The sequence below is a fragment of the Zarconia sp. genome, assembly GCF_057467645.1.
The window spans coordinates 13,268-25,989 of record NZ_JBRJXU010000169.1; the positions used below are offsets into that span (position 1 = coordinate 13,268).

At 49.4% G+C, this 12,722-nt stretch carries 11 protein-coding genes; 5 read left to right on the forward strand and 6 right to left on the reverse strand.

The window, feature by feature from the left end:
* The first annotated feature begins 66 nt into the window (after nt 1-66).
* Both AC2215_RS24595 and AC2215_RS24600 read left to right on the forward strand, forming a co-directional pair.
* Nucleotides 67-1,611 carry a mercuric reductase gene (locus AC2215_RS24595; protein WP_486812665.1) on the forward strand — a complete coding sequence of 515 codons (1,545 nt, stop codon included), beginning with the start codon at nt 67-69 and terminating at the stop codon, nt 1,609-1,611.
* Between the two features lie 1,141 nt (nt 1,612-2,752).
* The gene (locus AC2215_RS24600) at nt 2,753-4,501 is read left to right on the forward strand and encodes a spherulation-specific family 4 protein (RefSeq protein WP_486812666.1); all 1,749 of its coding nucleotides are present in this window, start codon (nt 2,753-2,755) and stop codon (nt 4,499-4,501) included.
* A 123-nt stretch (nt 4,502-4,624) separates the two neighbouring features.
* Here the strand turns inward: AC2215_RS24600 and AC2215_RS24605 are convergent, their stop codons facing one another.
* The 4 genes from AC2215_RS24605 to gatA form a co-directional block, all read right to left on the reverse strand.
* Nucleotides 4,625-5,494 (reverse strand): pentapeptide repeat-containing protein, encoded by an 870-nt coding sequence (locus AC2215_RS24605; protein WP_486812667.1) that lies wholly within the window; start codon nt 5,492-5,494, stop codon nt 4,625-4,627.
* A 564-nt stretch (nt 5,495-6,058) separates the two neighbouring features.
* The gene (locus tag AC2215_RS24610; RefSeq protein WP_486812668.1) at nt 6,059-6,223 is read right to left on the reverse strand and encodes a hypothetical protein; all 165 of its coding nucleotides are present in this window, start codon (nt 6,221-6,223) and stop codon (nt 6,059-6,061) included.
* A 120-nt stretch (nt 6,224-6,343) separates the two neighbouring features.
* Complete coding sequence (locus AC2215_RS24615) at nt 6,344-7,204, reverse strand: alpha/beta hydrolase (RefSeq protein ID WP_486812669.1); 861 nt, start codon at nt 7,202-7,204, stop codon at nt 6,344-6,346.
* Nucleotides 7,205-7,449: 245 nt separating this feature from the next.
* On the reverse strand, nt 7,450-8,907 hold the full coding sequence (gene gatA / locus AC2215_RS24620) for an Asp-tRNA(Asn)/Glu-tRNA(Gln) amidotransferase subunit GatA (RefSeq protein WP_486812670.1): 1,458 nt from the start codon (nt 8,905-8,907) through the stop codon (nt 7,450-7,452).
* A gap of 79 nt (nt 8,908-8,986) precedes the next feature.
* Between gatA and AC2215_RS24625 the strand changes: the two genes are divergently transcribed.
* Nucleotides 8,987-9,358 (forward strand): hypothetical protein, encoded by a 372-nt coding sequence (locus tag AC2215_RS24625; RefSeq protein WP_486812671.1) that lies wholly within the window; start codon nt 8,987-8,989, stop codon nt 9,356-9,358.
* 79 nt (nt 9,359-9,437) lie between these two features.
* On the opposite strand, the gene AC2215_RS24630 is transcribed toward AC2215_RS24625, so the two are convergent.
* A complete protein-coding gene (locus AC2215_RS24630) occupies nt 9,438-10,541 on the reverse strand; it encodes a GspE/PulE/PilB domain-containing protein (protein ID WP_486812672.1) in 1,104 nt (367 codons plus the stop codon).
* Nucleotides 10,542-11,588: 1,047 nt separating this feature from the next.
* On the opposite strand from AC2215_RS24630, the gene AC2215_RS24635 reads away from it, so the two are divergent.
* Together AC2215_RS24635 and AC2215_RS24640 are read left to right on the forward strand one after the other, a co-directional pair.
* A complete protein-coding gene (locus AC2215_RS24635; RefSeq protein WP_486812673.1) occupies nt 11,589-11,741 on the forward strand; it encodes a hypothetical protein in 153 nt (50 codons plus the stop codon).
* Nucleotides 11,742-12,209: 468 nt separating this feature from the next.
* Complete coding sequence (locus AC2215_RS24640; protein WP_486812715.1) at nt 12,210-12,377, forward strand: transposase; 168 nt, start codon at nt 12,210-12,212, stop codon at nt 12,375-12,377.
* A gap of 114 nt (nt 12,378-12,491) precedes the next feature.
* Here AC2215_RS24640 and AC2215_RS24645 read toward each other — a convergent pair whose 3' ends face one another.
* Complete coding sequence (locus AC2215_RS24645; protein ID WP_486812674.1) at nt 12,492-12,683, reverse strand: hypothetical protein; 192 nt, start codon at nt 12,681-12,683, stop codon at nt 12,492-12,494.
* Nucleotides 12,684-12,722 lie beyond the last annotated feature (39 nt).

Below are 12,722 nucleotides of genomic sequence, written 5' to 3' on the forward strand. Positions count from 1 at the left end.
CTATTCCCTATTCCCCATTCCCCATTTCCCATTCCCCATTTCCCATTCCCCACACCCCAAAAAACCATGACACATTCCGCATTTGAACCCGTCACCATGCCCCCCATGGACGAGTACAACCAGCAGTTAATTTCCCACGTCCACCCCCCCGATTGGACGAACCCCACCCCCGCAGACCAGTACGATTTAGTGGTGATTGGGGCGGGAACCGCCGGATTGGTGGTGGCTGCCGGGGCTGCGGGTTTAGATTTGGGGTTGAAAGTGGCCCTCGTCGAACGTCACCTGATGGGGGGCGATTGTCTCAACGTCGGTTGCGTTCCGTCTAAATGTTTGATTCGATCGTCTCGGGTCGTAGCCGATATCCGCGATGCCAACCCTTTCGGCGTGTTTCCCCCCGAAGAAATTCAGGTGGACTTTGCAGCCGTCATGCAGCGGATGCGCAAACTCCGGGCGGGTATCAGCCACCACGATTCCGCCGAACGCTTCCGGAATTTGGGCATTGATGTGTTTTTGGGAAGTGCCAAGTTTGCCAGTTCCGAAGCCATCGTTGTCGGCGACAAAACCCTGAGATTCAAGAAAGCCGTCATCGCTACCGGGGCCCGGGCCGTTCGTCCTCCCGTGGACGGTATTGAAGAGGTGGGCTATCTCACCAACGAGACAGTGTTTTCCCTCACCGAATCTCCCAGACGCCTGGCTGTGATTGGCGGCGGTCCCATCGGCTGCGAGTTGGCCCAGGCATTCCAACGATTGGGGGCACAAGTAACGCTGATTCATCGCGGTGACCACGTTCTCAACCGGGAAGATGCGGATGGGGCCCATATCGTTCAGAAATCGCTGATTCGGGATGGGATTAAGTTGGTGGTGGGGGCAACGCCGACTCGGGCAAAACAGACCCCTGACGGTAAGGTGCTGTATTTCATGCGTAACGGCAAAGAAGAATCCGTTGTCGTGGATGAGATTTTAGCGGGGGCAGGACGGGCCCCGAACGTGGAAGGATTGAACCTGGAAGGGGTTGGCGTCGAGTACGATCGCAAAGGGGTGAAGGTCAACGATTACCTGCAAACCACCAATCCCAAAATCTACGCCGCTGGGGATATTTGCATGGCCTGGCAGTTCACCCATGCCGCCGATTCTGCCGCCCGGATCGTCATCAAGAATACCCTGTTTTCTCCCTTTGGGTTGGGCAAATCCAAACTCAGCGATTTGGTGATGCCCTGGGTGACGTTTACCGACCCGGAAATTGCCCATGTGGGAATGTACGATCGGGATGCTCGAGCCAAAGGTATCGAGACGGAGACGATTAAAATCGATTTTAGCAGCGTCGATCGGGCGATCGCCGATGGAGAAACGGAAGGCTTCGTCAAAATCCTCCACCAACGGGGCACCGACAAGATTCTCGGGGCTACCATCGTCGCCCGCCACGCCGGAGAAATGATTAGCGAAGTGACCACGGCGATTGTTGGGGGTTTGGGGTTAAGCGCCCTCTCTGGGGTCATCCATCCCTATCCCACCCAGGCAGAGGGGATTAAGAAAGCTGCCGATGCCTATCGCCGCACGTTGCTCACCCCCCGGACGAAGTGGCTGTTAGGGATTTTGTCGAAGTTATCTTGATGTCGGATGTGTGAGGCACATTTGAGACACTGGCGAAAAATGTAAAAGGTCGCCCATCGCGCCGTAACGCATCGTTTCCGTTTATGATGCGTTACGGCTTATTTTTCAATTCTGTCCGAGCAAAGGCTTGTCTCAAAGGGTTGGAATTGAGACTCCATTCATTTCTTAAACGGCGATCGAACTCTTCAGTTTACGTAAGGGTAAAAGGGGAAAGCGAGAAGAAATTGATGACTGAACTATAGATATCGATTTTATATTTTATTTCTACCATATGTCTATTCGTCTAGGACTGTGCTATACTGACATCTGCAATATTTAAAGCACTCTAGAAAATCAAGTTAACAGCCATCGCAGCTATAGTGTTGAACTCATAGAGTACGCCATCCTCAAAGTTCAAGCCTCAACCCAAGCAGCTATTTTAATTGGTTGCGAGCGCGTTGAAATTAGCTGAGGGCTACTAAAAACCCAGGCTCTGAAGGGGGAGGTGAAAGCACCCACACTTCAGATAGAAACAAGATTATACGATGGTGCTTTGTCGTACCATTATCTGGCAAGATTTGTCGGTTTAGGTATCTCTGTCTAGAGTTTCTCTGTGGCTCTAGTGTGATATCTAAATCATAAAAATTATTTTTGATTGTCATCAAAAATATCAAAGATTCAACTGGGATTGAATTCACTTCAATTCCAATCGAATGGCGTGCGGATTAAAATCAGTTCTCCACTCGAATTGACTGGTCTAACCTGGATTATTCATCAAAAGCTCAAATCCCGCTCTCTCTCGAATCTCAAAAAACAGACTGTTTTTCTGGTAAAGTGCCAATCTGCTTGCGAGACCAGGGTTGGGGCAATTTTCGTCGAACCTCATGAATAATGCAGGCTAAATACACCCGATCGGAAAGTACCTAGCTCACTCAACTTGTCAATCCTCTAATATTTCCGACTTTGCCAGAGATGTTACTGGGTAAAAAATTCTGCTGCACGGCATTAGAGACGGACAAAGAAATAAAGTACCCGTGCCTCTCAAGATACCGGATAGGAGTCCAAGACTCTTGACCCTTAAAGTGAAGGTATTATTTTTGCGCACATCCCTTCGCTTTCACGCCGATTATCGATCGATTGTTAAACGAACAGAACTCAAAAAATGAACGAACTTGAATTGCTCGTACCTGCATATAGCAATCCCGCCAACCCTGATGGTTCTAATATGTGGAACACGCTCATTGAGACGGCAGCCACCTCGGACGTGAAGCTCAATGTTATCCTGAATCCCAGTAGCGGGCCGGGAGGTTCCCAGATCGATCCAAACTACATTCATCCTAACCCCGATCGATCGAGTCCCTTACTCGATCTTGAAAATGCGGGAGGGGTGATTTACGGTTACGTTGCAACCACTTTTGGGGATAAACCCATTGAGGAGGTGAAGGCTGAAATCGATCGCTACAACGATCCTGAATACTACTACAATACAGGCTTTCAGCTAGATGGTATTTTTCTCGATGAGATGTCGAACCAGAACGACCCCGAGAAAATTGCTTACTACACCGAAATCAAAAACTATATCAAATCAACCTTTCCCGATTCAGACAAAATTATTGGCAATCCTGGCACCTCGACAATTGAAGCATATGTCGATACCGTCGATACCCTCGTGACTTTCGAGAACTATGGTATCAATTATCGCGAAAACTACAATCAACCGGATTGGGTCGAGAATTACAGTGCAGATCGTTTCGCACACCTAATTCATACTGAATCACTCGAATCAGATATGCAACTGGACGTGCAATTGGCGAAATCGCGTAATGTCGGAATGATATACATTACGGATGATGTTTGTAACCCAGATTTCGGTCCGGGCTGTACGGACAACCCCTGGAATAAATTAGCCACTTATTGGGAAGCCCAATCCGATTTAGTCCTACCCGAGAATACTGCACCCAATGCTATAGACGATATTGTCGCGACTGACGAAGATAGCGCCCTCAACGGTAGCGTGTTGGCTGACAATGAAAACGGTGCGGATAGTGACCCGGATGGCGATCCCTTAACGGTGACTGAAGTGAATGGTGTTGCGGCTGATGTCGGTTCTCAAGTGACACTGGCTTCTGGTGCGTTGTTAACTCTAGAGGGCGATGGTACTTTTAATTACGACCCCAACGGCCAATTTGAATCTCTCAATACTGGAGACATAGGCTTCGACAGCTTCACCTATACAATTGACGATGGCAATGGTGGTACGGATACGGCGACAGTCAATATTACGATCGATGGCGTCAATGATGGACCGACTCCTACTAGCGGTGATGACGACCTGACCTATACCGTTGCAGATGAGATTATTGATGCCTTAGCCGGAAATGATATCATCCGAGCTAAGGGCGGGAATGATGATGTATTTGGTAATGCTGGTAACGATCGACTGTTCGGTCAAAATGGTAATGACACTCTCAAGGGGGGTTTAGATCGAGACACTCTTAAGGGCGGTTCGGGTAATGACCGACTCATCGGTGGGAGCGATAATGACGTTCTTGCGGGTGGTAATGGCAACGATACCCTAATCGGAGTTGATGGAGACAGTATGACTCCAGGTGCAGGAGAACGGGATGTTCTCATTGGCAACAATGGGGCAGATTTATTCATTTTGGGAAATACAACGACCCCATTCTACGTTGAAGGTGGTAACGCTGACCGGGCGATCGTCAAAGGCTTTGATGTTGAGGTTGACACAATTCAACTCAGTGGTGCTGAGTCCGATTATGAGTTACGAGAAACCAATCGCGGTCATACCAAAATCTTTGACACCACAGATTCCGTACGAGAATTAATTGCTGTGGTTCAGGATACGATCGAACTGGACTTGTCAGACACTTCTACATTTGTATTTGTTTGAGCCGTCAAATTAATCAAACGTCAGTTCGGGTTCCGATCGCTTTTTCGGGTCATATTGCGAGCCAATCGGCAGCTCGCACGATCGCAATATGAAGTTTGCAACCCATCCGAACTGACGTGAGGGCTAAAGTTCGATCCGTTCGCGATCGCCCGATTCGGGAATGGGGGCAACGCCGCCACCGGGCAACCATCGATTATTGCGACTGCGGGCTTCATCGCTGCGTTCGATGTCCCGTTGTACCCGATCGATATCCCAACCCTCTTCGAGTTTTTCCCGATAGTGGCGCAAACCATCATTGTCGGCATCGCGACCGAGAACGTTGCGGTAAATTTGGTTAATTAAACTGCGCGCCTCGTCGCTGCGGGAAATTTCCCGTCGGATTTCGCGCAAGGACTCCCCGCGTTCGAGAAGGCGAACGTAGTTGCGCAAACCGTCGCGTTCGGGACGGCGACCGAGAACTTCGCGGTAAATTCGCTCGACTTCATCTTCGTATTCTCGGCTGCGGATATCGTCCCGGTCCCGATCTCGATCGTTATGGCGATCGCGATCGTCATCATCTAAATAATCGTCTAAACCTCGGGTGCGATCGTTAATGCGAGTGTTCCCAAATCGGGTTCCTCTCAATCGGGTATCCCGTAAATCTGCATCTCGCAGGTCGGCATCGCGCAGGTCGGCATCGCGCAGGTCGGCATCGCGCAAGTTCGCATCCCGAAGATTGGCATCGCGCAGGTTCGCATCTTCTAAATTCGCGCCGCGCAGGTTCGCATCTTCTAAATCTGCCCCGCGCAAGTCGGCATCTTCTAAGTCGGCCCCGCGCAGGTTCACCCCTTCGAGGTCTGCATCTCGCAGGTCGCACCGACGGCAGGAATTATTATCGAGTAAATCTTCTAAATCGTCGCGATCGTAAGCCCCGGCTGAGGTGAAAATGTTGAGTGGAATTAGCACAGCCGCCGTACCCAAGAGAATCCGAGAAAATTTGTGGGGATATGTCACAGCGCTCGTGCCTCCTCGCCGATAGAGTTCGATCGATACGTGCAAGTGAAGAAAAGACCAGGGCGGAAAAAAGAGGAGCCAAGTCCGAGAAGCGATGTTTAAAAACTTTTTCCTCTGCTTTTTCTCTTCGATCTTCCGCCCGTAAGACAGTCAATCCGTACTCGCTTAATTCATAGATTAGAGGGAAAACGCCTGAAATGCACCAGAGTTTTCTTCCAACTCGATCGGTGGCAGGTGGCAGTATCCGTGACGGGATTGGGTGAGGTTCGTTGCGCAAAACTACATCGATCGAGATTGGCTAAATATTTTACGGTTGCTACAACGATTTTATAGAAGTTCGCGCCGGTATCATTACACATTTTCCGTCATGGGGAATGGGGAATGGGGAATGGAGAATAGAAAATACCTATTTCTTCGATTCGTGTAAATAAACTGATGACGAAGCGCTATAAGTCAACATCGAGTCATCGAGAATCCCTCGTTCGAGCGAAAAAAACTCGAACCGGAGAATTGAAAACTGACTGTTTTACGATATCGAGCCTTAGTATTTTTCTCCATGCCAAATCATAAAGTTTCAGGATCGATTCCCAACTCTCTTAACTTGGGAGCGAGTTTTTGGGCGGGTCGAGTGGCATCTTCAGCGCGTTGGACTTCGAGCTTGACTCGTTCTTCAGGAGTGAGATAGCGGTTTCCGAGTTCGTCGTACCAATACAACCATTCCTGCGTCACCCCAGAATAATTAAAAATGCAGAATTAAAAATGCAAAATTAAGAGTACAGAGGGCTTTCACGGATTCAGAGCTGGTCACTTATTCCTGCCGCGCTGCACTAGCTAGAAATTCTAAAATCGCTAGTTTATCTGTTTTGAATTTTTAAATTCTTCTAAAAACTGACGAATTAGCTCGAAATAGTTTTCATCGCCCATCACGGAAGCGACATCGTTATGACCGGCATTGGGAATCAGATGCAGTTGTTTGGGGGCGGATGTCGCGGCGTAGAGTTCTTCGCTCATATAAGACGGAACGATCGTATCTTCTTTGCCGTGAATGAATAAGATGGGCATCGCAAGAGAACGGACTTTTTCGATCGAATTAAACTCGGGTTCGAGTAAAAATTTGAGGGGAAAAATTGAGTACGTCGGTCTACTCTTAGCCGCTGCCAAAATTGAGGTAAAAGAACATTGAATAATCAAGCCAGCAATATCTCGATGGCGGGTTGCGGTTTCAATCGCGATCGCCCCTCCCAAGGAGTGACCGTATAAAAAAATGCGATCGGGGTCAATTCCGCGATCGCCCATCAAATAATTTAATGCCGTTTCTGCATCTTCATAAACTCGCGCTTCGTTTGGATGCGGTCCGCTACTATTTCCATACCCTCGATAGTCAATTAACAGCACCGAAAATCCAAGTTTGTAGAATCGTTGTGCTTGATAAAGATTGATACCGATATTACCGGCATTGCCGTGGAAATATAGCAAAACCTTGCCATCTTCTGCGGGTTTCGTCTGTGGAATCCACCAACCGTGAATTTTTTCCACCTCCCCCGGAGAACTCGGCGGTACGGGTAGCCAAACATCTTCGTAGTCGAGTTCCAATTCCTTGGGAGTAACCGTCACCTCTGATGATGGCACGAAAATCAGTCGCTGCTGAAAAAACAACAGAAACAGACAAATCCCCCCATATACCGCGCTCAGTAATAAGACGATAGACATCGGCAACTTAGACCCATTGAATAGCAAAATTTGCATTATCCTCCCTTGAAGTTATACCCCCGATCGGGCGATCGATGGCGATTGTAATATCTCTTGGATCGATCGACAAAGCCCGCACCCTCGCAACTCTTCAGCCCCTTTCGATCGGATGGCGTTTGTCACGCGGAAAACTGTCCTGTTTCCACACATTGCTGACGGGAGAAGACGCAACGAAGTCTTCCCCCCAGTTTCCCCAACTCCTTAACCTACAGTGTCGGTTTTTTCTGGTGCCAGGGAGTCGATTGCTCGTAGGCATAAGCCACTTCAAATAACGTAGACTCCTGAAGGAGATTGCCGATCAGTTGCATTCCAATGGGCAATCCTCCCTCGTCGAAACCGCAAGGCACGCTCAGTGCGGGCAAACCCGCCAAATTCACGGGGATGGTCATCAAGTCCAACAAATACATACTCAGGGGGTCGTCGGTTTTTTCTCCCTGGGTAAAGGCAGTGGTGGGAGCCGTCGGACTCACCAGAACATCGGCTTGGGCGAAAGCTTTCTCAAAGTCTCGCTTGATTAGAGTGCGGACTTTTTGCGCCTTCAGGTAGTAGGCATCGTAGTATCCGGCAGAAAGAGCGTAAGTGCCGATGGTAATCCGGCGTTTGACTTCCGCCCCAAAACCGCGAGCGCGGGTTTTGCCGTACATCGTCACTAAATTATCTGCATCGGGAACGCGCATCCCATATTTGACCCCATCGTATCGCGCCAGGTTCGCCGACGCTTCAGAGGGGGCCAACACGTAATAAGCCGGCACGCCGTAGCGGAAGGTGGGGCAGGAGACGACTTGTACCTGGGCGCCTAATTCTTGCAGTTGTTCGATCGCCGCTTTCACTGCATTTTCGACGCTCGGATCTAACCCTTGACCGAAGGTTTCCTGAATCACCCCGACTCTCAAGCGACCTTTCGGACGCAGATTGGGTTTCAAACATTCCAAGTAGTTGGGAATCGTCGTCTTGATACTGGTAGAATCCTTGGGATCGTGTCCGGCGATCGCCTCTAGCAAAATCGCCGTATCCTCCACGGTGCGACCGAAGGGTCCAATCTGATCTAAAGACGAGGCAAACGCCACCAATCCATAACGAGATACCAATCCATAGGTGGGCTTCACCCCCACCACGCCGCAAAACGAAGCGGGCTGGCGGATCGATCCCCCGGTATCCGAACCTAGAGAAACGACGCACTCCTCGGCGGCCACTGCCGCAGCCGATCCCCCCGAAGAGCCTCCCGGTACTCGCGTGAGATCCCAAGGATTGGCGGTGATGTGATAGGCGGAGTTTTCCGTCGATCCCCCCATGGCAAATTCATCGAGGTTCGTTTTCCCCACCACCACCGCACCGGCTGCACTCAGCTTTTCGACCACCGTTGCGTTGTAGGGGGGAACGAAGTTTTCCAGAATGCGAGACGCGCAGGTGGTGGGAATGCCTCGGGTACATAAATTATCTTTGAGGGCAATGGGAATACCTTCAAGCAGCCCGATGTCTTCTCCGGCGGCGATTTTAGCATCCACGCGCCGGGCCTGTTCTAGGGCCGCATCAGCTCCCACCCACAGGAAGCTTTGGATCTTCGGCTCCACGGTCTCCAGGCGTTGCAGGGTCTCTTGGGTAATTTCAACGGCCGATCGTTCTTTACTAACAAGTTGCTGGTGCAGTTTGCGGATGGATGCCATGCACGAACCTCTACTCAATGTTAAATACTACATCCTTAAGTCTATGTGGCACTCTCCAGACTTTTGGTCGCGGAGATTCTTGGTTCATCCAGCCAACCCTCAACCTTTGCGTGCGATCGAGACCGCGATTTCGATCCCCGCTAATTTTACCGTCTTTAGACCCATAGGACGGATGAGAATCGAGCCGACACGGAACAGACCGCGCGTGGTGGCTGTCCGCAAGCGTTTAGGAAGTCGATACTTCCTCGTTTCCGTATGCCCTACGGTACGTTTGAACGAGCGTTTTTGGTTTTTCGAGGATGAGAGCCTGTTGGTGGCTGACTCTATTGTTAAAGAACTGATTCCATTGCCCGGTGCGCTTTTCTTCTTTTTCACCAATGGTGTGGATAAGTTTGAGATTTATATGTTCGCTTATCAACAGATCCTCAACCCGAACGCTAGAACTCTATAGTATCACTGACTCTCCCCATGGTTAGAACCTGGAAAATTCTGGGTCGAGACTTCCGAGGGAAGTGAGTCCTGAAGAAGACTTACCGATTGCGCAAACTGTCAATTTCCGTCGTCACGAGTTGCAAAATCTGCTCCATCGCCGGTAGAACTTCTAACTGTTGGGTCGAGAGATTCTGATGGCGATCGTAATACTGGCGAATTTCGTGCAGTCTTTTGTGGAGTTGCTGGGCCGTCATCAGCGCATCGCGACTCAAATCGGCGATTTTTTGTTGTTGGTAGAATTTTAGGGCTGCACCTCGCAAGACTTGCAGCGTCCCTTCTTCCCCACAATCCCCTCGCTTGACCCGAAAACGCAGCAACAGTCGATCTTGTTGATAGCGCCGTTCGATTTCGCTCTGCTTGATGTGTTTGACGGGAATTAACGGCAATCCCATTAATCGTTTCAACTCGTTGATGGTTCCCTGAAATATCGGTAACTGAAGTTCTTCTAAGACCGACTGCAACATTCCATCCTGGCTCCAGAGAACCCGTCCGCAATCGGCTTGACGCTCGAAATACAGCCGACCGATGCCACCCATGAGTACCCGTCCGAGCAATTCCTCGAGGAGTTGGGGGGGCGGTAGCACGATTAACACCTCGGCAGGACTCGCCAGGTGCTGGGGATTGATTTTCAATTCGGGTAACTCGCACGTCACCAGGTTCTGGATTGGGACGGGTGGGGGGACGGTCTCCAGCTTTGTGCTTGGGGGGGCGGTTTGAGGTGGGTCGAGGTGGCTTGGTGTTAGCGGGGGCGTTTCCGATGGCGAGGGGAGATGGGTCTCCTCAGTGTTGGTCTCTGTGGGGTGTCCTTGGGGTCGGGCTTGACCTTGCTTGGCTTTGTTGGTGTGATTGAGGTAAGCCGACAGCCAAGTCTGGTGCATTTGAGACTCGATCTCTTGAGGCACCAAAGAACAATTGAGATAACCTAGAAGCTGGCGCAAATAGGAAAGAGCGGTATGGTCTTCTGGATCGACCATACCGATATAAAGTCGGCTACCTTCAAGGGATAAGGGGATGACCTGATGGTAGAGGCATACTTCAAAAGGAATGACTCGATCGATCAGCCTAAAGGTTTGTTCGGGGTTCATCGATGCATGAGGGAACGTTATCAACTTGGCGGTACTGACACCCATAAAAATTGCCACTCTCGATAGAGAAAGGGTTTGAAAATCTTGTCGCTGCCTGGAGCAGATGCACCCATACACTAGTCTCAGTCTACTTCCATGTTAAATTCATTGGGTGCTTCGTGTCTTGCCATCTCGCCACGAGCTCGTCCTCCCAAAAGGGAACTCCAAGGGCGCTCATCTGACTCACCAAAATGACTGGGTGCGGTCAAACTTCAACGCCCGAACTCACCCGGTGTTGCGCTCCTCGAGTCTAGAGCGATATTCAGGATAGTTAACGTCCGGCACGGGATAACAGTTTCGGGTGAGGATGGGGTATGGGGTATGGGGAATCGTGCGCGAGTAGTCGAAATGTACCGGGCAAGCAGTGCGATCGCTCGTAGAAAAGTGCAGCTTGCGCCAGATAGACTGCCCACCAACCCTTCCGGGTGTCACTTGCAAGGTCTTCTCGTAACCGATTTAGAACACCAAGAATGTTTCTAGGGTCTCAGAGGAAGGGTATTGTGAGTACTTTTGCACTTAACGTCAGTTCGGGATAAAAAGTGTCGGTTGGGGGTGGGGTGTAGGGAGGGGATAGAGTCGGGGGCGATCGCGAGTGCTTAGAGTCGAATAGAGCCTGTGGGGTGAGAGGTTCTTCTACTCATGACTCGAATCCACATCAGTACCAGAACTTTCAAGTATCCTTCACCCGAACTGACGTTACTTATCTTTTCCCTTGGCCAATTACTACCACGATTTTGACCCAGCACGTGCAGATGATTTAAATCATGTTTTTAAAGCTATAAATCTATTCTTTTGGATGCATATTTTGGAAAGACTTGGATGCAATTTATCAAAGTGAGTTTGATAAAAAATTGGCAAATCTTTTGCTATGAATACTTTGCAAGTTTTGCCAGTCTTTGGATTCCGACAAATTTATTTTAACTTTAAAAAAAACAAGCCATCTTTATCAAAATCATATAGATTTTCCATTGGTCTTCCGATACTATTCAGTAATAACACGCATACCGCCGTAATAACACGTACGTATCGCGCTCGTGCGTGGTCTACCAAGGAGTACCAATAATCATGAAAATCAAACTCAATTCTAAGGTTCGTGCTTACCAAAAGCCTGTCATGAAGCACATGGGTCGGCTTAGCGAAGTGACCCTCATTCCATCGGCATTAGCAGGCTCTTGTGCGATTGGCCGGTTTAATCCCGATACGGGACTGTGCGAATAGTATCTAGACTTGACTTGTCTTTGTTCCTACAAAAGGAATTTTGATTCCTAAACCCTAGTTCGTTTAACTGATTGCTTGCCCTGGCGCACTTTCGTGCGCCATTTTTTCTGTATAGAACCCATTTGAGATCTCATCTTTGAGCCACAAGCCTTACAGTTAGATCGATTGACTCTTTGTTTGTCGCAAATGACTCGACTCAGGCAGCTCTGTCATGAAGCAACTGGATGAACGACTTCCTTCAAAGCCAGACACCACCGAGAAAGATGTCACATGGGTTCTATAGGGAAAATGACCTGGTTGACTGACAAAACTCAGAAGCCGGAATATACCTCAGTACAATGATTTCACGCGCTCGGGAGAATTCTGATTGTTTTTGGGAAACACGAACCGGATGGGGAGCTAGAGCACAGGAGAGAAACACTTGCCCTGTAGCTCTTCCACAGCCCGTGCGAGTGCACGGGCTGTGGAATTTGTGGGCTTAAATTCAAGCCAGGAGGGAAGCTACCTTCCTACTCACCGGATCTCAACCCCATTGAGCGTTGGTGGGCGCGAATGAAATCAATCGCCCGACGGCTAATTGAGTCAGGAAAAACCTTGCGCGAAGCTGTCGATGCTGCTCTGTGCTGTTTGTCCTAAGCGCCATGCGCTTAGCTATATTGATTTCGGGTATTTTCTGAAACGATAACCCATGGACGTTTCTTGCTATCTCCGGAACTGGAAATCGCTTTAAACAGATAAACTTATCCCTGCTTAATCATCTGCCATCGCAACATGAGGAAACTGAGCAACGTCAGCAGCGTACTGCTCGTCCTCAGTTTCCTCATGTTGCGAGTAAAATCGCTCCAGTTCTTCCTGAATCAGAAAGCGTTGGTAGTGCCGCAGAGCCATTTCTAGAAGCTGCGATCGCACCATGCCCGTTCGCTCTTCCAGGTTACTGAGCAATTTAGTATCTATTGTGGCTGATATTTTAGTTTTTATTTT